The 22,488-nt window shown below is 44.9% G+C and carries 21 protein-coding genes and 1 riboswitch; of the genes, 4 read left to right on the top strand and 17 right to left on the bottom strand.

The genetic code is table 11. The features are described from left to right. Nucleotides 1-41: 41 nt before the first annotated feature. From AC3WTP_RS10660 to AC3WTP_RS10630, 7 genes are all read right to left on the bottom strand, one after another. Nucleotides 42-788 (bottom strand): DUF4247 domain-containing protein, encoded by a 747-nt coding sequence (locus tag AC3WTP_RS10660; protein WP_492394586.1) that lies wholly within the window; start codon nt 786-788, stop codon nt 42-44. An 11-nt stretch (nt 789-799) separates the two neighbouring features. Then, on the bottom strand, nt 800-1,309 hold the full coding sequence (locus AC3WTP_RS10655; protein WP_492394585.1) for a DUF4178 domain-containing protein: 510 nt from the start codon (nt 1,307-1,309) through the stop codon (nt 800-802). Nucleotides 1,310-1,350: 41 nt separating this feature from the next. Continuing rightward, the gene (locus AC3WTP_RS10650; protein ID WP_492394714.1) at nt 1,351-1,755 is read right to left on the bottom strand and encodes a DUF350 domain-containing protein; all 405 of its coding nucleotides are present in this window, start codon (nt 1,753-1,755) and stop codon (nt 1,351-1,353) included. 165 nt (nt 1,756-1,920) lie between these two features. Beyond that, nucleotides 1,921-2,613: a PspA/IM30 family protein gene (locus tag AC3WTP_RS10645; RefSeq protein ID WP_492394584.1), complete on the bottom strand. Its 693-nt coding sequence runs from the start codon at nt 2,611-2,613 to the stop codon at nt 1,921-1,923. Between the two features lie 143 nt (nt 2,614-2,756). Continuing rightward, on the bottom strand, nt 2,757-3,134 hold the full coding sequence (gene lpdD / locus AC3WTP_RS10640; protein WP_492394583.1) for a prenylated flavin chaperone LpdD: 378 nt from the start codon (nt 3,132-3,134) through the stop codon (nt 2,757-2,759). Nucleotide 3,135: 1 nt separating this feature from the next. Then, nucleotides 3,136-4,068 carry a dihydroorotate dehydrogenase gene (locus AC3WTP_RS10635; protein ID WP_492394582.1) on the bottom strand — a complete coding sequence of 311 codons (933 nt, stop codon included), beginning with the start codon at nt 4,066-4,068 and terminating at the stop codon, nt 3,136-3,138. After that, nucleotides 4,049-4,750 carry a dihydroorotate dehydrogenase electron transfer subunit gene (locus AC3WTP_RS10630; RefSeq protein WP_492394581.1) on the bottom strand — a complete coding sequence of 234 codons (702 nt, stop codon included), beginning with the start codon at nt 4,748-4,750 and terminating at the stop codon, nt 4,049-4,051. Before AC3WTP_RS10630 ends, AC3WTP_RS10635 begins: the two co-directional genes overlap by 20 nt. A gap of 261 nt (nt 4,751-5,011) precedes the next feature. Here AC3WTP_RS10630 and AC3WTP_RS10625 point away from each other — a divergent pair, with 261 nt between their 5' ends. Continuing rightward, a complete protein-coding gene (locus tag AC3WTP_RS10625) occupies nt 5,012-6,028 on the top strand; it encodes a polysaccharide deacetylase family protein (RefSeq protein WP_492394580.1) in 1,017 nt (338 codons plus the stop codon). Nucleotides 6,029-6,083: 55 nt separating this feature from the next. On the opposite strand, the gene AC3WTP_RS10620 is transcribed toward AC3WTP_RS10625, so the two are convergent. The 9 genes from AC3WTP_RS10620 to AC3WTP_RS10580 form a co-directional block, all read right to left on the bottom strand. Then, nucleotides 6,084-6,851, bottom strand: coding sequence for a 3D domain-containing protein (locus tag AC3WTP_RS10620; RefSeq protein ID WP_492394579.1), 768 nt, complete (start codon nt 6,849-6,851; stop codon nt 6,084-6,086). A gap of 8 nt (nt 6,852-6,859) precedes the next feature. Continuing rightward, nucleotides 6,860-7,046, bottom strand: a riboswitch (cyclic di-AMP (ydaO/yuaA leader). A gap of 201 nt (nt 7,047-7,247) precedes the next feature. Next, complete coding sequence (locus AC3WTP_RS10615; protein WP_492394578.1) at nt 7,248-7,970, bottom strand: amino acid ABC transporter ATP-binding protein; 723 nt, start codon at nt 7,968-7,970, stop codon at nt 7,248-7,250. Beyond that, complete coding sequence (locus AC3WTP_RS10610) at nt 7,963-8,616, bottom strand: amino acid ABC transporter permease (RefSeq protein ID WP_492394577.1); 654 nt, start codon at nt 8,614-8,616, stop codon at nt 7,963-7,965. Before AC3WTP_RS10610 ends, AC3WTP_RS10615 begins: the two co-directional genes overlap by 8 nt. Before the next feature lie 94 nt (nt 8,617-8,710). Continuing rightward, nucleotides 8,711-9,520, bottom strand: coding sequence for a transporter substrate-binding domain-containing protein (locus AC3WTP_RS10605; RefSeq protein WP_492394576.1), 810 nt, complete (start codon nt 9,518-9,520; stop codon nt 8,711-8,713). A 524-nt stretch (nt 9,521-10,044) separates the two neighbouring features. After that, nucleotides 10,045-11,502, bottom strand: coding sequence for a sensor histidine kinase (locus tag AC3WTP_RS10600; protein ID WP_492394575.1), 1,458 nt, complete (start codon nt 11,500-11,502; stop codon nt 10,045-10,047). Then, entirely contained in the window at nt 11,481-12,179 is a 699-nt protein-coding gene (locus AC3WTP_RS10595) for a response regulator transcription factor (protein ID WP_492394574.1), read from the bottom strand. The genes AC3WTP_RS10600 and AC3WTP_RS10595 overlap by 22 nt, the downstream gene beginning before the upstream one ends. A 16-nt stretch (nt 12,180-12,195) precedes the next feature. Then, nucleotides 12,196-13,512, bottom strand: coding sequence for a hypothetical protein (locus tag AC3WTP_RS10590; protein ID WP_492394573.1), 1,317 nt, complete (start codon nt 13,510-13,512; stop codon nt 12,196-12,198). A 208-nt stretch (nt 13,513-13,720) separates the two neighbouring features. After that, nucleotides 13,721-14,452 (bottom strand): phosphonate ABC transporter ATP-binding protein, encoded by a 732-nt coding sequence (locus AC3WTP_RS10585; protein WP_492394572.1) that lies wholly within the window; start codon nt 14,450-14,452, stop codon nt 13,721-13,723. A 66-nt stretch (nt 14,453-14,518) separates the two neighbouring features. Beyond that, nucleotides 14,519-15,709 (bottom strand): MFS transporter, encoded by a 1,191-nt coding sequence (locus AC3WTP_RS10580; protein WP_492394571.1) that lies wholly within the window; start codon nt 15,707-15,709, stop codon nt 14,519-14,521. Between the two features lie 170 nt (nt 15,710-15,879). Between AC3WTP_RS10580 and AC3WTP_RS10575 the strand changes: the two genes are divergently transcribed. Both AC3WTP_RS10575 and AC3WTP_RS10570 read left to right on the top strand, forming a co-directional pair. After that, nucleotides 15,880-16,800 carry an ArsR/SmtB family transcription factor gene (locus AC3WTP_RS10575; protein WP_492394570.1) on the top strand — a complete coding sequence of 307 codons (921 nt, stop codon included), beginning with the start codon at nt 15,880-15,882 and terminating at the stop codon, nt 16,798-16,800. Between the two features lie 81 nt (nt 16,801-16,881). Beyond that, nucleotides 16,882-17,649 (top strand): HAD family hydrolase, encoded by a 768-nt coding sequence (locus AC3WTP_RS10570; protein WP_492394713.1) that lies wholly within the window; start codon nt 16,882-16,884, stop codon nt 17,647-17,649. A gap of 82 nt (nt 17,650-17,731) precedes the next feature. Here the strand turns inward: AC3WTP_RS10570 and AC3WTP_RS10565 are convergent, their stop codons facing one another. Continuing rightward, complete coding sequence (locus AC3WTP_RS10565; RefSeq protein WP_492394569.1) at nt 17,732-20,068, bottom strand: type IA DNA topoisomerase; 2,337 nt, start codon at nt 20,066-20,068, stop codon at nt 17,732-17,734. A 193-nt stretch (nt 20,069-20,261) separates the two neighbouring features. Here AC3WTP_RS10565 and AC3WTP_RS10560 point away from each other — a divergent pair, with 193 nt between their 5' ends. Continuing rightward, nucleotides 20,262-21,410: an IS256 family transposase gene (locus AC3WTP_RS10560; protein WP_492394568.1), complete on the top strand. Its 1,149-nt coding sequence runs from the start codon at nt 20,262-20,264 to the stop codon at nt 21,408-21,410. Nucleotides 21,411-22,488 lie beyond the last annotated feature (1,078 nt).

Genomic DNA, 22,488 nt, shown 5'->3' with positions numbered 1-22,488 from the left:
GGTCCCTGCTTGGAGGGTTCATCGGGGCTAGCTTATAAGCATTACTTGCGTCTTCGTTTGACACTGCCTTTGCCAACACTCGTCTTCGGCGGCTTCGACTTCTTCACAGTCGGTTTCTTTGAGTTAAAGTTGCCTCCACTCTGATCCCGATTGATTGATCCTTTAGAAGTTGATGAAGGAGTTCGTTCCGTTATCTTGCCGCCGCTGCCAACAGTTGTGTCCTTGTTCGTATCTCGGCGAGTCACAGATCCTTTTTTATCCACTGTGATCGGCGGCGCTTTCTTATAATCCTCTTTCGTAGGCGGCTTATAGGTTTTGGCTGGTTTATACACATTCCGGTCCGTATATCCGCGATATGCACCTTTCGCCATCTTGCCTAGCCCGTCAAAGAGTGAATCCAGCAGCTGCATTGATAAATACATCTGCAGGAAGCTCATATCATAATTGTTCTGGACATATTCTAATGAGTCAACCTCAATTAGACTGTCCTCTGGAGCTTCCGGATCCTGCATGACTTGGATCATCTCATCCGAGTAGACCAGAAACATTCGTTCCGTATCTTCCTTGGACATTTCTTTGGGACTTCGTTTCTCTGCTAATGCAGCAGCGGCAGCTGGCACTGTCGTATTCTCTGCTCGATACACATATGAGGTGCTGTTGCCATCACGAGCAACAGATTCCAACGGATAAGTATCAGAGAGATCCAACTGACCGCAGGCAGTAAGGAGAGGAAAGATAAGTGTGATGATAACGAGCCATACTGTGCTTTTAACGAATCGTTTATTCATGTTATCATTCCTTAGGAAGTGTGCCGAATGATTCGAAGATCAGCCGGCAACACCGATTCACCTTCATACAATCCAAACCGGCCGTCATGCCATACAATACGCAGCCGCTTGCGATTATCCGCTTGATATTCCCATGCATACTGTTCTCCATTTACGCCAAATGGAGTTTCGCCCTTCGTTTGCACGAAGCCGTTGTAATTATCTTCTAGATAGTACCAGCTTCCGTCAAGTTCAATCTCGCTCGGAACTTCATCCACGGAATCCAAACGGCCATCAATTGCTTCATACAAGGAAATATCCAGCTTCTCTCGCTGTTCAATTCGCAAATATCGAATCTGAGATCCATCTCTTAGGGTGTACCATATTAACGCGCGAGTTCTCCACTCTGTACGTCCTACAATTTCATAAGTAACTAAAGATACTTCGCATATATCGCCAGGAACGAGATCGCGTGGCGTCTTTTCGACTTTAGGCGGCTCTGGTTTCTGCATAATACCGCGTACTCTCTTCCATAAGCTCATGTATATATCTCCTTTCTACCAAGTACGTGTGCTCTCGGGTACTACAGGCATGACGCTATGATAAATGCTCCAACCACATGAAGCGAGCCTGCCAAGAGCGCATGCGACATTAAGCCATTCTTCGTGCCTTCTTCTAGATTAATCCCTGAAACTGTGCGCAATGCGAACCGTACTATAGCTTCAATGATAAGCAGCAGCACGAAGGAGATAATAGACATAATTAAAGCTTCACCCAAAGAATAAGCAACACTTATCGATTGTGATAAGATATAACCTTGAGCAAAGAGCTTCATGATGAAGCGGGTGGTTACCGCGACATTTCCGTTTCTCATTTCCTCCATGTCGTTATATTTCGTAAAAAAGGCGTCAACCCACATGAGTACCACTAACAAAATGACGCCGGTTCCCGTCCACAAGGCAATTGCCGGAACTTGTTCAAACGCAATCTTTAAGCCGTCCAACAGCATGTTCCCCTTTCATAACATTATATACTATCCATGATCACAATGGTGATAATCAAGCTGTTTCTTCAATCATATGCAAACCATCAGCCGACATTCATTGAAGAAGACGCCTGCTTCTGCAAGCGTCCCCTGTTAGTGCTGATATCATTAGCTGTTGTCAGCAGTACCGTTTTTCTTTTCTTCAGCTTTTCTGATCAGAGCTGCAAGCTCGTCTTCCACGCCCGAATTAGCTGAGAGCTTTGCAAACTCATCATCGAGCGAACGCGCTGGAGCATTAAGCTCGTTGCTTGCATCTGCTTGAGCTTCCATCTGGAGCATCTTGTCTTCCATACGCTTCAGACCGGACATAGCAGTGTCTGAATTGAAACCGGCCATTGCCTTGTTGATATCATTCTGAGCTCTGGCTGCGTTGAAACGAGCAACGAGTGTTTCACGCTTATTCTTCATATCAGTGTATTGCTTGCGCATTTCATCCAACTTCGAACGAAGATTGTTCGCAGCTGCATGGTTCTGATCGTAGCCAGTGCGGAACTCTTGAACTTTCTGTTCAGCCGCTTTCTTCTCCTCTAGAGCGCGGCGAGCAAGTTCTACATTGCCTGCTTCAACAGCAAGCATTGCTTGCTCTTCACGTCTCTTAACAAGTGCTTCTTGCTCTTCCAACTGCATTTTGAAGCGTTTTTCAATTGCGATTTGTTGAGCAACCGCCTTTTCCGCTTCTTCCAGATCCTCTTGCATATCACGTAGGTATTGATCTGTCAGTTTAACAGGATCTTCCGCTTTCTCGATCAGAGCGTACAAGTTGGACATCGTAACATCACGTAAACGTTTAAATAAAGCCATGTTGGTCTCTCCTTTGAAATGACGAAAGATTAATAACGAAATTGTTATTTAAAGATGTAATACGTCCGTTATCTTTATTCGTTTCAAACCATTTATTATTATAAAAAGAAAGGTCGACATGAATCATCATGTCGACCTTTATATCATATGCTGGAATTTACGTTACATGCATGCAATAGCTCGTTGCGAAAACAGCTCCAAGCTTCATCCACTACAGTTTCTATCTGCGCTTTATCCAGATTATCATAATGGATTCCCGCGACTACCGTCACATTTCCGCCGCTTAACGATAACATTTGTATTGCTTCGATAGCCATTTGTTCCGTAATATAATGCTCCTTATGACCTGGTATAACCTGAGTTGATGTCCTCACAGCAGCTTCATCATCTCGATAAGCGATCGTGATCGCGCCGATATGATGATGTTCTTCATGCTCACCGCCAGTAATGACGACCAGCCAATCACGACCGATCCGCTCGATGCGGCATCGTATCGAAAGCTCCGGTACTGACCAGCTCATGTTACACGATACCTCTAATTTCATCGAGGCTGTTAATGTTTTCAAGTTCCATATAGCTTTGGATACCAGCTAACAGCTCTTCGCCGGCACGAAGATTCATAAAGTTATAAGTTCCGATCTGAACGACAGCCGCACCTGCCATAATAAATTCAATGATATCTGCAGCGGACGAGATGCCGCCCATTCCCATAACAGGTATGCTGACAGCCTTAGACACCTGATTAACCATACGAAGCGCGATCGGCTTAATAGCTGGACCGGACAAGCCTGCATACAGATTGTTGAACACACTGCGGCGTTGGTAGATGTCGATCTTCATAGCTGAAAAAGTATTGACGAGCGATATGCACTCAGCACCCTCTTGCTCACACATAACTGCCATATCAACGATGTCTTCAGCGTTAGGCGACAGCTTGACAGCAAGAGGCAGAGAAGTAACTTGTCTTACTTCACTAATGACCTGACGCGCTATGTCGGTCTTAATACCGAAGGCAATCCCGCCCTCTTTTACATTCGGGCAAGAAATATTGAGCTCGATCATATCGATAGCTTTACGATTCTGCTTGCGGCGCTCTTCTGCATCTTGCGTAATCTTCAGCGCGCCAAGCACATACTCTTCGATGTTGCTGCCGCCGAGATTCGCAATCTTTACAGGCTCGATATTTTCCCAGAACGGCATCTCTTCCTGCAGGAATGCTTCGACACCCGGGTTCTCAAGACCAACGCTGTTCATAATGCCGCCAGAGGTTTCGAACACTCGAGTACCTGTGTTTCCTGCTCTAGGATGCAAGGTTAACCCTTTACAGGAGATGCCCCCCAATTTATTAATGTCATAAAGCTTTGCGTACTCTCTACCGAAACCGAACGTCCCTGATGCCATTACGATCGGGTTGTTAAACTTGATGCCGGCTACCTCACAAGCTAAGCTCCGCATTCCAATCAACCTCCTTCGATGAAAATACAGGTCCATCCGCGCAAACTTTACGATTGCTGTCTTTATTCGTTATCGAACATACGTAGCAAGCGCCAATTCCACACGCCATCCGCTTTTCAAACGATACGTAAATGTTGGTATCCAGATCGGCACCCATAAGAGAAACCGCCCTCATCATACCACCGGGACCGCAAACGAGAACGTTATCATACTGTGATAAATCCAAATCTTCTAGAAGGTTTCCGTTAACACAAACATGAAGCTCATTCGCGTAAGGCTCGTACATTTCAGTTAGATAAGATTGACCTCTAAACCCTAAATAAATATCAGGTTTGTCCAAATGCTTAGAGGTATAAAACAACGGAGCAACTCCAATACCTCCGCCGATAAGCGCTGTTTTACCTTTAACATCTGGAAATCCGTTTCCTAGTGGGCCTTCAAGTTGAATCTGATCACCTGCTCTTAGGTTGGCGAATAAGCGCGTACCCTCTCCAGCGACCTTATACAAGAATTGGATGCAGTCCTGCTCAATATTGAAAATACTAATTGGACGCGAAAGTATCGGTGAGTTGCCCCAAGCGCGAAGCATGAAGAATTGCCCCATCCGAGCTTGAAAACAACCCTCAATTGTCATGAGGTAAATACCTTCTGATATGCGTTCGTTCGAAACTATAGTATGCACGTTCCCTCTCCTTTTTCAGCTTTAACATTTACATGATGTCATGTCGAACGTGCTCAAACCGTGACGAATATCACAATCCCCTCAAACAATTTAATATTTGAGTAAAAAATGATGAATTTTAATTGTGATTTACATTTTAATGGATATTTGCGATTCGAAAATGGAAGGATTCTCCCTTTATGTTATGGGGCATATTTCTTGCTGTATAAGGACATAACAAGGATGTACTATTGAGTAAGTATTCCTGGGAGGAAAGGAGCCATGTCCATGCGCAATACCGTGTTTGGTATTATTGCAATTGCCATGATGATGATGAATGGATGCTCCATAGGAGAAAAAGCTGTTGGACAGTTCCCTAAGATGACAGTAACAACTGAGCATCTCCAGAACTTCGAAGGACAAGAACATCAGCTATTGCCTGCTGTGAAATGGCAAGAATCGGACCCTCATAACGTCACGCAGCAATCATCTGATAATGAAGATACAACATTTGATTCCAAAGGCAATCATCTGCCTGGATATATGTATGAGAAGCAATCAACTTCAACTGCCCAAAGTATGAGATATAAGACTTACTCAGAGATGGGAAGCTCCGCTGCTGGTCATCTGAACATCGCGCAGCTGTGGAAAAAGTATCCCGAGATCTTTAAGTTCCGCGCACCGAGCGGAAATGGGAAGAAAGTTGCGCTTACCTTTGATGATGTACCTGACAGAACGGTAACTCCTGTGATCCTTGATATATTGAAGGAACATGGCATACAAGCCACCTTCTTTATTGAAGGTCATCGAGCTAAGGCTAATCCAGAAATGATTAAACGCATGGTAGCCGAAGGGCATATCATCGGAAATCATTCATACGACCATCCACTGCTAACGAAGACGACAATGTCAACATTCGTCAAGCAGATCCAGAATACGGAATCGATCATCTCTAATATTACAGGCTATAAACCTCGATTTTTCAGACCCCCTTTTGGTGAAATCACCGAAGAGCAGCTTCAGTGGGCTGGCGACCATGGTTATATTGTCGTCAATTGGGATGTAGACTCCAATGATTGGCGAGGCATTTCGTCCAGTCGCGTTGAACAGAATATTATGAGTCAAGTCAACTCCGGCTCAATCGTTCTGCAGCATGCAGGCGGAGGAGGAAGACCGGGATATTTGCAAAATACGGTTCAAGCTCTGCCTAAGGTTATCCGACAGCTTCGCGAACAGAACTATCAGTTTGTTACTCTACCCGACTTACTTCATGATCATAAGGAAAAAAGAGATTACTGATTAATACATACGAGCTTGTCCGTTACATCAACGGACAAGCTCGTATTGTTTCTCCTTATTTCAACACATAGACCTGAACATCTTGTACGCCAAAGGTACTTCCTGTGCTCTTGCTTACTGGAACGAAGATATCAATCTTGTTCCCTTTAATCGCACCGCCTGTATCCGTCGCTGTCGCAACGAAACCTCCACCAGGCAGATGACTATATTGATAGCCTGTCACAAACAGCTTAGTTCCGAGCGGTATGACATCAGGGTCAACAGCAACTGTGCCTAATTTCAGTGGATTACCTAATGCATCAACTGCGCCCCATCCATTCTCGCTCGGGTCTGCCGTATAAGCAGTCGCACGCATGTCAAGCTTATCCGTATACGTCATGTCTCTACCTGCAACAGTGACCGTATTAGCTGAAGATTTCTTAGCTGTTGTTGATGCAGGTTTAACGTTAGAGACTTGGCTCTTCGGAGCGGCTTCTGCGACTGGTGCATTTGCTGCTGGTTGTGCAGCACTCTGTTTTGCATTAGCTTGTTTTGTCGCAGTTTCCGGCTTATTGCCCGGCTCATCTACCGTTAGGTTAGCGACCGGACTATTCTGCATCACATCTGGAACCATAACTTCATTACCAGCATACAACTTCTTCTTCTCGATTACAGGATGATCTGCTAGAAAGCCATCAAAGCTCACATTATATTGTTCTGCTGTTTGATAAAATGTAGTGCTGGTCGGTGATTGACTTCCTTCCGCATATACAGGCAGAATCTGGAGTATCATGACTACTCCGAGCATCAAGCCCGTAAGCTTAAGTGTTAATTTCTTATTCATTTACTTATTACCTCCTTAGAATCTGCCTCCGGGGTTAGTTGTCGGATTCGGGTTAAGGAGTACCCTACGATCGCTTCTCTCCGATGGAAAGCTGCAATACGATTCACCCCAAGATGATCAGAGCTGTTACACAAGGTCTGAAACATCGATCAGGCGTCCCCCGTACGTTGTCGTTCGGCTTGGCTTACATATTATCACAGATTTGTAACCCATCAAATGTTATATAATGTCATCATCTTCAAATCCTTGGGGGACAACGGGTTCAGAGATTACAGAACGATGACAATGATGACTGCTTCTACATCAAAAAAGGATAATTACGGTAAGTTGGAATAAGCAAAAAGAGCGCTGGAACAGCCAGCGCTCTTTCAATTTATTACACTTACAGTATAAGGTTTACAATATTTTTCCCAAGAAATTCTTAGTTCGATCATGTTGAGCATTACCAAATATCTGCTCAGGTGTTCCATCCTCTACGATTTGACCGCCATCCATAAAGATGATACGATCGCCTACTTCTTTGGCAAAGCCCATCTCGTGTGTAACGATGACCATGGTCATCCCATCGGCAGCGAGTGATTTCATAACTTCGAGGACTTCTCCTACCATCTCGGGGTCAAGTGCAGACGTTGGCTCGTCAAATAGCATCACATGAGGCTGCATAGCGAGAGCACGAGCGATGGCGATCCGCTGCTTCTGTCCGCCGGACAATTGAGCTGGATATGCGTTCGCTTTATCCGCCAAACCTACTTTATTGAGCAGATCCATCGCGATTTGCTGCGCTTTATCTTTTGAAACATTTTTCACTTTAATCGGAGCAATTATGATGTTGTCCAGTACTGTCATATGAGGAAACAGATTGAAGGATTGGAACACCATCCCCATCTTCTCCCGTGTCTTATTGATGTCATGACCCTTATTATTAATCTTCTCGCTCTCAAACACGATATCTCCTTTGGTCGGAGTCTCGAGCAAGTTAATGCAGCGCAGCAGCGTACTCTTACCAGAGCCGCTCGGGCCAATAATCACGACAACTTCGCCTTTCTTAATCTCCAGGTCGATCCCCTTGAGTATATCCAGCTTACCAAAAGATTTATGCAACTGTTGTATTTTAATCATTCGTATTCAACTTCCTTTCAAAACGTCCGATAACCTTGGACAAAGTAAAGGTCAAAACGAAGTAGCAGAACGCTGCGCCGAGCAATGGACCCATTGCGGTATACGTTATACTACGGATTTGCTCCGTCTGGAACATGAGGTCCGCGATCCCGATAAAGCTCACAATGGAAGTCTCCTTGATCATCGTTACAAACTCATTGCCGATCGCTGGAAGTACAGACCGAATAGCCTGAGGCAGAACAATATAACGCATCGTAGCAGACTGCTTCATCCCAAGCGATCGCGCTGCTTCAACCTGCCCCTTGTCAACGCCTTGAATGCCGGCACGGAATATTTCAGCTAAGTACGCCGCACTATTAAGACCAACTGCTATTACACCTGATGTAAACTTGTTTAGATCAAGACCCATTTCCGTAAGGCCAAAATAGATGATAAACAACTGCACGAGCAGTGGAGTTCCGCGGAATACCTCGATATAGGTGACTGCAAACCATCTCAGAGGCTTAATCTTCGATAATCGCATCAGCACGAGAATAAGTCCCAGCACAACCCCAACCACTACCGCGCTTAATGACAATAATAATGTAACGCTTACTCCTGATAAATACTTTAGATGAAATTCCGATAATGCTTCAAACATACTCATCTATCATTCGCCACCTTCCACATCTTCCCTATTCGCTCATTAAATGAAAAAGAGCGGTATACACCGCACTTTCTCACGCATCATATGTTAACGATTATTCGCTCTCCGCAAGTGCATTAGCTTTTGCAAAGAATTCGTCCAACTTGCCTTCGTCTTTCAAGCGTTTGATCGTCTTGTTAGCAGCTTCCTGCAGCTTGACGCTATCCTTAGTGAATCCTGCCACATATCCTTCACTAGCTGCTTTCAAAGCTACTGGCGCGACAACAACTTTGCTATTGTTCTTTGCATATGCCTCTGCAACGGGCTTGTCGACTAGAACCGCATCTACACGACCTGTTTCCAAGGCAAGCACCAGATCATTGACCTTCACTAGCAATTCTTGCTGTGAATCTGGCACTTGAGCCGCAACATCCACGAATGTACTGCCCTTCTGAATGCCGAGCTTCAAGCCTTTCATATCTTCTGGCGATTTGTATTTATCTGCATCTTCAGCTCGAACCAGTACACCTGCTTCTGCTTGATAATACGTGTCGGAGAAAGCCATTACTTTTTCACGCTCCGGCTTACGATCCATACCAGCCATCATGATATCAGCTTTACCAACCCGGATTGCTTCGAGGGAAGCATCAAAGCCCATATTCTCGATCACGAGCTCTACTCCGAGATCCTTCGCAATTTCCTCAGCGATCATAATATCGTAGCCTACGATTTTCTCCTTGCCATCTTCCATCTTAATAAATTCAAATGGAGGGTAATCTGCGCTCGTTGCAAGCACTAGCTTCTTCGACTCCATCACGCTGTCATACTTATCCGCGCTCTTTGCGCCTTCACTTCCTTTTGAACCGCAACCTACCAGCAATGCCATTACACATGCACATACTGTCAACAATTTTAGTGATTTCATGATGATCCCCACTTTATATGAATTATTTGAATTGAATACTGTCTCTTGGACTAAACACATTATACAACGAGATGCATAGTTATACAATCCCTTTTGTACATGTATTATTTTGACATTGTTTTGACATTCATGAAGCGAATAGACGATGCTATCGAACATAATTTCATTCAATACAAGCAAATATCAACGCATATCGTAGGAAATCAGAGCAAGGCAATAAAGAGAAATTGTCAGTCGACCGTCTGACTGCCTACTATCACAGCAATTATCATCACGTTAAATGCCATTTGTTCGGCATTCACTGTTCATTATTAACTACTAAGGACAGCAGCAAACCTAGTCCTGTTATTGCATTTTTATGTGAATAGAATGTTCTTCCTCACAATGGTGATTCATGCAGACACCACATAATAATATGCATGATGTGCATAATCGCAGCTGTCGGCCTGAGATCTGTAGGCGACAAAACAGAAAAAGGACGTACGCGGTTCTACCCTCGTACGTCCTCTAATTCATGTAGCTATTTAATCTTCAATTATTATCTTAGGTGGTTCGCATTGATAAGGAAACGTTAGAATAACCGTCGTTCCTTGACCCGTTTCGCTTTCAATAGTCATATCTCCACCGTGCGCTTTCACGATTTCATTCGAGATCGCAAGACCAAGTCCGGTACCTCCGCGCTCAGGATTAATCTGATAGAATTTATCCATAACTTTGGTCAGATGATCTTCGCCGATGCCTATTCCCTGATCTTTTACGCGAACGACGCATCTCCTCTCCTCCCTTAGCATTCGTACTTCAATCGTAGAATGTAAAGGTGAGAACTTAATGGCGTTATCGACTAAGTTCAGCAGTACTTGTTTCAGTCGATTGGCATCGCCATATTGAGGAGTCTCCCCTGGTTCGCCAAATGTTTTAAACAAGAGCGAGATATCCTTCATCTCCGCCTTCGAACGAACCTGGAACAACGTTTCATCAATGAGCTGCTCCATCGACACTTGCTCCCAATGAAGCTGCAACCGGTTCTGCTGCAGTTTTGAGAAATCAAGCAGCTCTTCTACAAGTCCAATTAGACGATCGGTCTCCTTCGTAATAATCTGAAGCCCCATTTTCGTCTCTTCTGTATCTTCCATATCGCCCGATAGCAAAGTTTCGCTCCAACCTTTAATGCCGGTAAGAGGAGTGCGAAGCTCGTGTGAGATCGAGGAGACAAAGTCATTCTTGAGCTGGTTGCTCCTTACTATTTCATGGGCTAGATAATTCAAGGTCGAAGCTAATTCGCCCAACTCATACTTATAGCCTTCTTTGACTCGAATATCGAAACGACCACGCGCCATCTGGGCGGATGCATCTGTAATCTCGTTTATCGGCCTTACTATCGAATTCGCCAATCCCAGACTGATGATGAATACGATGAATAGAACAACACCAGATACGGCAATTGAGAATAACACAATACTGTTTAAGACCTTATTCACATTCTCCAATGAGGTTACGAAACGCAATACATATTGAACATTACCTTGCGCTATTAGAGGCGCGGATACCGCCATAACGGTTTCGTCTGTCTGAGGCTGAATTCCGATCCAACGTGTGATCTTGCTCTCATTAGCTGCTAACAACACGTCGGATGTTTTAATGGGTTCCTTCACTTGGAATCCAGTGGACGATATAAGTACATTTCCACCACGATCTAGGATTTGCACCTCTACATTAGGTATTTGAAACTGCTTTAATAGTTCTGGCAGCCACTCGGACTCGTTACTCGCATACAAGATGCTGTCATATCGCGTAAAATAGGAAGTCGTTGCCTCTGCATGAGACTTCAAATGATTGGATACAGAATCGTAATAATACGTTCTTACTGCGAGCATAAATACAATTTCCAGAATCAACATCGTCAGAAACACGACTATAAAGTAGTGCATGACGACAGACCGTCGAATACCAGGCTTTAAGATTAAGAAACGGTTCCTCTCCATTTATATCCATGTCCCCAGACTGTTTCAATATATTTCGGTGATGACGGCTCATCTTCAATCTTCTGGCGCAATCGGCGCACGTTAACGTCCACGATCTTCGGATCTCCCATATAATCCTTACCCCATACATGATCCAGCAGAATATCACGGCTTAACGTCATTTCTTCCTTCTCCATAAAATATTGAATGAGAGAAAATTCAGTCGGCGTCAGATCAATGGCCTCATCATTCTTCAAGAAGCGCTTCGCAATGAGATCCAGAGTAAACGGTCCTGAATGGTACACAACCTTCTGAGTCGTTTGCTGAAATGAATGCACGCGTCGCAGCAAGGATTGTATTCGCGCTACCAACTCAGTAGGACTGAAAGGCTTGCTGACATGGTCGTCCGCACCTACCGATAAAGCATACACTTTATCCTGTTCCTGAACCTTTGCCGTTAAGAATATGATGCCGAGTCGCTCATTCTGTTCTCGAATTCTTCGACACACTTCAAAACCATCGATGCCTGGTACCATGACATCCAGCAATGCGATATCAATGGTTGAATCGCTCATTAGTTTATCCAAGGCCTCATTCCCATTGGAAGCCTCTACTACCTCAAAGCCATTGCGCTTCAGGTTAATGACAATAAAGCTGCGAATTGAATCTTCATCTTCTAAAATTAATATTTTTGTCATATTCAGTACCCCTCTCTTACTTTGTTGCTTCCGGCGTCTTCTTGTCAGTGGATTTCTCCTGTTCAACATCAGGAAGTTTCGTATTGCCGTCGTTCAGATTTAACGGTTCTTTACTGTATATGCCAATAACCTGATCTGCATATGCGGCCAGATACGTCCATTTATCCTTATATCTCTCCCATGTCTCAACACTGAACACGCGTACTTCAGCCAGCGTATCGTTGGTGTGAACATCATAGAACCGCAAATATTCATCTATACGCGACTCCGTATCAATCGATACTCTGCCATACCATGATGGAGGTATCGTAAAATGATATCGTTCTAGCGGATCCCGGAATTGGCGTTGCACGAGCTTCAAGCCTTGTTTGCCATCCCACTGGTAATAATTCGTAAAGTATGGAATTTCATAGTCTTCATAATGCTCCCAACCCTGTGGCTTTTCCGGAATTGCAATCTCGATGATGCCGTCATCATTGATATCCTCGCTTGTCGTCGCCCAACTCTTTGTCGTCATATCCATTGGAAAGAGCTCATAGAATTCTCCGGCAGGTGTCATCGAGAACGCCATCGTTACAGAGTAGTTCGGAACTGTTGAGGCATCTAAGATGATTCCTCGCCGCTCCTTGTTCAGATGACCGGATAACATATTGTTTACCCCTGAAATTCTTGGATCGAGCTGCTTCTCAGCAGTCCTCATGATCTTATTATCGCGATAACCAAATTGACTCAAGACTGGAGGCTTCGATTTGCGGTTATTGACCATATAAATTTCATATGCGGGATCATTGTTTAAATCATCAATGACATAAAATGAATAGGGATGCTCGAAAATCTTAATCAGCTCTTGATTGGTAAATGTATAAATAGCCATGCCTTTATTGGCGTTCTCATCTGTACTCCCGTATCCAATAATAATGTCTAGAGTGTTATCTCCAGTCACATCGACGATATCCACACGATCGAGCTTCACGCCCTCGCCGTCAAACTGTGCTGCTACTGACCAATTGATGCCGTCGCTTTCCAGAACCATACCATGCAATCTCACACTTCGATCAGGCGTTTCGTAGAATACAATCGCCTCAGCGCGCCCGTCATTGTTCAGGTCCGCTATTCGAATCTTGCTGCTATCAGAAGAATTCGTTGGCTGTACGATGTTTGCACCTTCTGGCAATTGTGAATATACGATGCTTGCCAGATTAGCCTGTTCTTCCGGAAGCTTCGGTACACTTAAGAGTGACTTCGGATCCTGAACCCACTCGCAACCGCTCAACAGGACCGTGAACAACACGAGAATGAGGCCGCATGCGCGAATGTTGCGCGTATTTCTCAAACTCATCCCTCTTTCTTGATATGCTTGTATACCTATATTGTCGGACTATTTCTTCCATTTATGCAAATAATAGCAGATAAAGGCATACGAAACATGTGAACTTAACATCTCTCACTGTTTACTCTGTCTATCATAAAAAAAATGGGGCCGTCATAGTTGACAAACCCATTACAAAATGAGAGAAAATGCGTTAATTATTCATCATTAGCTACAAGGATAGCTTGATCTTCTCGCCATGCAGCAGTTTCCGCCCACGTATATCAATCTCTAGCTGCCCATTCGCAACTCCCCATATACGTGTAGCATATTTCTCTGCCAGTTCTACTTGATGCAGCACGGCAATAACCGTACAGCGCTCCTTCGCGCACAGCTCTCTAAATGTTTCCAACACGCTTTCAGCTGACTTCGGGTCAAGGCCAAGCACTGGCTCGTCCGCAAGAATAACCTTAGCTCCATGTACTAAGGATCGCGCGATTGCGATGCGCTGACGTTCTCCGCCGCTTAGATTAGCTGTCTTCATATGGGCCTTATCCAACAATCCAAGCTGTTCGATCGTATCCATAGCGCCCATATAATCGTCATTGCGAACCATACCTGTCGCCATACGCCAGAGCGGAGTCTGTGCAGCGCGTCCGATCAGCACATTTTTCTGCGCTTTGCGGTTTGGATTCAGCACTGGATTCTGTTCGAGGTAGGCAATCTCGCGTTTCACTTTACGTTTACCCATAAACCCTTTGTCAAATATATTCACGCCGTCGATGACATACTTTCCTTCTGTCCACGATTCCTGCAGCGCTAGGCACTTCAACAAAGTCGATTTTCCGCTGCCGCTTGCGCCAACCACAGCAATAAAGTCTCCATTAAACACGTCCACATCTATATTACGTAGAATCTTTTCAGAAGTTGGATACTGCTTGCTTAGCTTTTGAATTCTTAACATTCATGTATCTCCTCTCAGACATGCCAATCTACATATTTCCTTATCAACCATCCTTGTTTAAGTCTATCAGTTCATGGCGTCATGTTCCACTAGTTTTCCCTTGAATCGGAAACCTACCATGGAGAACAAAATATACCAGGCACCTAAGAATAGAAACATGCTGCTATTTGAAAGATACTGAATGCCCAATCCCCCAAGATTCGGGCCTATCAAGCTGCCGATACTAAAGTGTATCGAGGCAATTACGTTCGCTGATGGTAAATACGCTTTCGGCAATATATCTGCGGCATAAGCCAGTCCGAGCGAGAAAAAGGAACCTACTAGTCCTCCTACGAGCATGAATAAGAGGAGTAGAAGCCATGTATTGTCACCTGCCAGCGGAATCATAAAGAACCCAAGACCGCCAAGCAAACCGCAGCAGATCAGCACTAGCTTGCGATTAACCCGGTCGCTAAGCATGCCAAGCGGCAATTGAAGGATAAGACCTCCGATCCCGAAGAATGGCAGCAGCGTGCCGATCCATTGTTCATCCAACCCGATGCGCAGCGCGTATACCGGGAAGTTGCTGTTCATGGATGCTTCCATATACCCATATAAGAGTGAAGGAAGCAGCGCAAACCAAGCCCACTGATACGAACGGCGATATCGTTTCGCCGGGCGTTCTGATACATTAAGTATTTCATCAGCTTTCAGATTCGGAAGAAAGTACCACACAACCGCCATTACAATGACAAACATGATCACGAGGGCGATAAATGGCGCAGCATCGCTAAACTTCAACAGATTGATGCCCAATGGTCCGAAGCTGAAGCCCACACCGTACGCCATACCATACAAGGAAATATTGCGCCCCCGACGATCTGCGGGGCTAACGGTAACTGCCCATAGCTGAGTCGCATAGTGCAGCGCGCTATCACCTATTCCAACAAAGATACGGAGCACGAACCATACCCACATGCTCGGAAACAGCGGAAACATAACTAACGCGATCGTTACCGTCAGCATGCCGCTGAGAAGCATGCGTTTAAATCCAATCTTCATTAATATTCGCTCTACAAAGAACATCATTCCGAAGGTTCCAATATAAAGCGCTGTTGCATTCAAACCATTTACATCCGAAGGAACGCCCATACGTTCCAAGAAGATCGTCAAGAGCGGCAACAACAGCCCTTGACTTAAGCCTGTAAACATGACAACTGTAATTAAGATAATGAATTGCCACGTAGAGGATATCGCAGGTCGACGTGATGCTAACATTTCTTCCCCTCCACATTTTGATGCTGCTGATCCTGCTAGACGACAAATCTAGCGAAATTGCTCTATTGATGTCAACAAATTAACATTATAGTAGACAATTGTATACGATACAATTCATAATAAATAAGGAATATTGACCTAAGATCCCTTAATCAAGGAGGCTCTTGCACATGGCTCTTCAAGTGCGTATAGACTATTCGCCGGTATACGAGTTTATCGGAAGCTTTATGCTGTATACGCATCGGAAATGGATTAGAAGCGTGGATAATGGTCTTAACTGGGCAAGAGGTGTAGATTCACAAGTTCCTGAAGAGCTGCGATTGCTTTCTCATACGCTGCGCAACTATTCCATAAATGAATATGACATGCTGTATGCCGCGACGCTGGAGCGTCACGATCCCAATTCAGTACCTGCTTTTCTTGACCAATTGGAACTCATGTCTGTTGAGGACTGGCATCAAATGCTCGAACGTTATGGCATCAATACGAATCATTCTAAGCTTGAGCGTATGATGACCAAGTATATACCTGCCCTTCGAATGTGGTATGAATCCTATTTCGAAGCCTCCATAACAGAATGGGAGCAATCTTTAATTCATGATGCGAATGAAAAGATGCAGCTGTGGCGCAAAATGAATCCTAAGGAAATTATCGAGGTAGCTACGAATGGGGTCGTATTTGAATCAAGTGATCCGCTTCATGAAGTCGTGCTCGCTCCTATGTGGCACTATCGTCCCCTGAATAACACGTGTATGTTTAAAGGGAGATCACTGCTGCTATATGCAGTTGATCTGCTCGAAACGAACGAGGAAGTACCGCCGCTTGCCTTAAAACGAATGGTTACAGCGCTATCAGACGATATGCGGCTGCGCATACTCAGATTCATCGCGCATCAGCCTGCTACGTTTGCTGAACTGTTAGAGCATGTCCAGCTTGGCCGCAGCCAGCTCAAGCACCACCTTGTCATCTTACGTTCAGCTGGATATCTTAGAACGAATTGGAGCGGCAATGTGGAGAGCATCTCTCTTCGGCATGAAGGATTATCTGATTTATCTATGTTTTTAGAGGATTATGTTAACAATGACAGTTAGAAGCAATACATAATGGTGTTATCGCCCGCTGCTGTCATGGAAAGATGGAGGTGACTTGCGGTGCACAGAACTCCGCAGCCAATGACACAATTACCGTCGAAACAGACGCTGTTCTTCGACTTGGACGATACACTTGTTTACTGTAATAAGTATTTTTATGCGGCGATTGATCAATTCCTGGATTTAATGACAACTTGGTTTAAATCCTACCGCTTGACCTCGAAGGAAATACGAGCGATTCAAGCAGAGAACGATATTCAAGGTGTTAAGGCTCAAGGCTTTGCCAGTGAGCACTTTCCACAATCCCTGCAGAAAACGTATGCTTATTTCTCTGGGCTGACGGGCCGCGAACAATCGCAGGAAGAGTGGGACATGCTATGGAAGCTCGGCATGAGTGTTTATAAGACTGAAGTTGAACCGTATCCTGGAATGATCGAAACGTTGGACGAGCTTCGTGATCAAGGTCATGAGCTATTCTTATATACAGGTGGAGAAACCGTTATTCAACAGCGTAAGATTGAGCAAATGAGCTTATCCGACTACTTCGGCGATCGCATATTTATTCGGCAGCATAAGACCACCGAAGCACTGCACAGCATATTGGAGCAGCTGCGTACTGATCGATTGCATACATGGATGGTTGGCAATTCATTGCGGACTGATGTTGTTCCTGCTCTGACCAACGGGCTTAACGCGATTTATTTGAAGCAGCCTAATGAATGGGCATATAATATGGTCGAGATGACGGCTCAGCCTAAAGGTGCGTTCTTCACGATTCAGAAGCTGACTGAGGTTCCGCAGATTATTAAGCAATGGCAAGGCGGCAATTCCGCTCCTGCTGCAACATGATTCGTGTTGAATAAATAGCACACGCAAGAATGAAAAAAGCTTGGCATTAGCGCCAAGCTTTTATTGTGTCTGAGCTGATCATTTAGGTCGCCTCATCGATACGCAGATCCCCAGTTGAAGGATTGGATATCACGAATCGTCCTTTATATTTTCGATCATCGCTGCTGAAGGTCAGCAGTTGTGTACTCCCCTTCTCCAGCAAATCATGAAGCATCGTTTCAGATATTTTCTTGCCTGACGCCTTCTGCTGCTTCCAAATGACAAACTTGCATCCCTGTTTAAAGTGAGAACATCCGAAGCCCTTATTTCCTTCGATGATTGTCCCACCGCAGCCTGGTCTTGGGCACGCGCCCAAGGAGGTCAATGTTCGCGGTGCAGCATTAGCTGGAGATGATGCTTTCGTGCTCTTTGATTTCACTGACGCTGAATCACTTTTCGATGTCTGTTGGGAAGAACTGCTCGATTTCTTATCTTGTGCTGAACCCGATCCGCGCTTCTTCGGCGCTTCCTCCTGCATCTGCTGAATAAGCTGGCCTGACAGCGGTCGCTGCTTGTCCACGCACTCGATCACATGACGCGTAAACTTACGAACCGCTTCCATAAACGTCTCGTTTGAAGCATCGCCGCGAGCAATCTGAGTCAGCCTGCGTTCCCACTGCCCCGTCATCTCAGGTGATGTCAGCAATTGAACACCCGCATGGCGAATCAGCTCGACCGCAGTCTTGCCTTTAAGTGTAAGCATGATACGTTTGCCTGTCATCGAGACGTATCCGACATTTTTCAGGCGTTCGATCGTTGCCGCACGCGTGGCTGGAGTTCCTAGTCCCGAATCCTTCATGGCATCGCGCAGCTCTTCATTTTCAAGATGCTTACCTGCGCTTTCCATCGCTTTTAGCAAAGTGCCTTCCGTGTAGGCTTTCGGCGGCTGGGTAGACTTCTTATCCACGGACAGCTCTTTAACCGTGACAGGCTTGTCCTGAGCAATCTGAAACGCCTCTGTTCCCGTCCATTCCTCGGTATCATCCTGCTGGCTCTTATCGTTATCTTCATCGGATCCAGATTTCTTTTTCTTCTTGCCGGAGCCTTTGCTCTGCTCGTCTTGATCGTACAGCACCTTCCAACCGCGATCCGTCCAATGCTTGATGCTTGTCTTGAAGGTTTCCGTTTCTACCTGGGTCATGATCGTGTATAGCGTGTAGACGGCAGGCGGATAGAAGTGCGCCAGCATTCTGCGCACTACCATATCATAGATCTTCTGCTCATCTGGAGCTAGTGTTCCCGGTCGCTTCTTCGTCGGCAGAATGGCATGGTGGTCTTCAACCTTCGTCGGTTGGCAGACCGCTTTGTTGCCCTTATGCACTCGATTCGGCTCTGCCTTGTCTACCCATTCACGATATTGCTCGATGCTGCGCAGCATACGCAGCGCTTCGTGCATGGATCCAATGTTCTGCTCTGTGACGTAGTTTGAATTCGTACGCGGATACGTAATCACCTTATGCTTCTCATACAGCGCTTGAGCGATATCAAGCGTCTTCTTCGCGGAGAAGCCGTAGCGTCCGTTCGCTTCACGCTGCAGCAGCGTTAGGTCATATAGGCGATATGGATATTCCTTGCCTTCCTTGACCTGATAATCAGCGATTGTGCCTGGCTTGCCGACCAGCGATTGCTTCAGCCGCTCTGCTTCCTCTTCATCACGGATGCGGTCGCCAACTCGGACACCTTTATAGGTCACTTCGCCCTGCTGAAATTGCGCTGAAAGATCATAATAAGTATCTGACTCAAATTTATCAATTTCCTGCTGGCGATCATATATAAGTGCAAGCACGGGAGTCTGCACTCGTCCAACAGAGAGCAGCGTGTTGTGGCGAGTTGTGAATGCTCTCGAAGCGTTCATCCCGATCAACCAGTCCGCCTCGCTTCTAGCCCTAGCCGCTAATGTTAGATTCGTATAGGCGCTGCCATCCTGAAGCTCATCAAAGCCGCGGCGAATCGTCTCCGGTGTCAAGTCAGAGATCCAAAGTCGCTTTACTGGCTTGTTCCATTTCCAATACTGCTCAATCAACGCAAATATATATTGGCCTTCGCGCCCGGCATCGCATGCGTTAATAATCGAATGGCAGCCTTTTGCTAGTTCACCGATCACTTTCAACTGTTCTTTCGTATTACGGGATGCGACGATCCTGAACGAGTCCGGCATTATGGGCAAATCACGAAAATTCCATCGTTTATACTTAGGATCATAGCTGTCTGGCTCCGCCAGCGTAAGTAGATGGCCGATCGCCCATGTTATAATATATCGATCACCTTCCATATGTGTACGGTGCTTTCTCGCTCTCGGCTCGAGCACCTGCGCAATTGTCCGTCCCATATCCGGCTTCTCTGCGAGAACGAGAATTTTCCCTCCGTTTTGGCTGTCCATCTATGCCCCCCTCTCTAGAGTCCGTATATTAGTTTAACAGATTCGGACAAATCTCGTTATATATTAATGATCAATCCGATGAATTCAAAGGAGAGCGTAAAATATTTTGTGTAAATAGTTAACATAACAAAGGAAGACCCTTTCTTGTAGAATTAAGTCACCACAACACAATTCACAGAAAGAGGTCTTCCCCATGAATCATTTTACTACAGATTTGGTCCAAGCTCTAGTCACGAAACAGGATGTGACCGAAGTATTCCGCGAGCACCTAGAATCGGCTATGAATCGTCTGCTTGAAACAGAATTAACTGCCTTCTTAGATTACGAAAAGTATGACCGTATCGGAGTGAACTCTGGAAACTCTAGAAACGGTGGCTACACACGCACGTTACACACCGAATACGGAGAGTTTAAGCAGCAAACCGTTGCACCTTACAAACGATCCAACGACACGCTAGAATCCTTCGTCATTCATATGTTTCAGAAGGGCGTTACGATGACGGAAATCGCTGATCTTATCGAGAAAATGTATGGTCATCACTACACTCCGCAAACCGTGTCCAACATGACAAAAACGATGGTGGAACACGTCGACGCCTTCGCTAAACGTGCGCTGGCTAAGCGCTATGTTTGTGTGTACATCGATGCCACATATATTGCCGTGAAACGTGAAACTGTCTCCAAGGAAGCAGTCTATCTTGCTGTTGGTATTCGTGAGGATGGATCCAAAGAAGTGTTGGCATACACCATTGCTCCTACAGAGTCTGCTTACGTATGGAATGAACTGCTACAGGATGTTAGAGCTCGCGGCACTGAAGAAATTCTGCTCTTCATCTCCGATGGTTTGAAGGGCATCGTATCAGCTATTGAGCAAGTCTATCCGCAAGCAAAATACCAGTCTTGCTGTGTCCATGTCGCGCGTAGCATCGCTCATAAAGTGCGTGTATCCGATCGATCTGAAATCTGTAACGACTTTAAATCTGTGTACCGTGCGGAAGACGAGCAAGCAGGTAAGGCTGCTCTTGAGGACTTCTGCGATAAGTGGAAAACTATCTATCCTAAAGTCGTTAAATCCTTACGTGAGAACCCATATATCTTCACGTTCTACAGCTTCCCAAAGTCAATCTGGAGAAGCATCTACTCAACGAATCTTATTGAATCTTTCAACAAGCAGATTAAGAAATACACCAAGCGTAAAGAACAATTCCCTCACGAAGAAGCCCTAGAAAAATTCCTAGTGGCTCAGTTTGAGGACTATAACCAGCGCTTCGCTACACGTTGCCACATTGGCTTTGATCTAGCACGTGCTGAACTGCAGGCTATGTTCACAACCAAGGACTAAAACAGCTGCACCTACAAGACAAGGGAATCTCCATTTACACAAAATTCTTGACGCTACCATTCAAAGTAAAATATTAAGTTCATATTAAAAACTTAAGATCTTAGTTTACATAATATTTTATATGTTACTTATATGAAAACATTACTTGCTGAATCCCATCAGACTTCCTATTTATCTCGCTCTGGTCTCCATATCCGTGCACGGTCTCGACCCTGTAACACGGTTTTTCCCTGTTATCTCACTTGACCTGCGAGTTCTGCCCGCTGTAATGGGAAATAAACCTGTTATCTCGCGCGAACCTCCCCATCCGTGCAGCGCCTCGTCACTGTAACTCGGTTTTTCCCCGTTATCTCACCTAACCTGCAAGCTTCGCCCGCTGTAACGGATAAAAACCTGTTATCTCGCGCGAGCCCCCCCGTCCATGCAGTGCCTCGACTCTGTAATACGGTTTTCCCCCGTTATTTCACCTGGCCTGCGAGTTTCGCCCGCTGTGACGGGGAAAAACTATAAATGTAACTTAATAATGTACACTTTTGCTTGAGTAAGTATGTTTTAATACGATTGGGATAATCAATCGAAATACAACTGTAATGCGATTTCTATGGAACATGTATGTACAATGAAGTTTGTTGTACATCACAGCGTAAGTGAATGGCGTTAGTTAGATCCCCCAGAAACATAATTCTCATTGATAATTCCAGCGTTTGTGTACAAGCATGTACAATCAAAACTGTACATTTGGATTCAATCATTTACACTTGTGCTTTCATATCGCAGGATTTGTACTTTATTGAGTGTTATTCTTGGACTGTTGTGAACCGAGGAAGAGTGGATTAAATGTAAATGGGCGAGGAATATGGACTAGTTACAATTATTTATTTAAAATACATTAAATATCATTCCTAGATTCTGATTCAGGTCAAAAACACTGCTGTTAAAGGAAATTCCACGATTCTTCGCTTGATATCGAATTATATTTAACTCCATAAATATGCAATTTAAATTGAAACTGAAAATTGTTGAATATTTATAATTAACTACGTTAAATGCACATTTTCAATCTACCCTTGTCTATTAT

The organism is Paenibacillus sp. EB106-04-04-XG159 (assembly GCF_058791835.1).
This window is presented reverse-complemented; position numbering and strand designations above follow the sequence as displayed.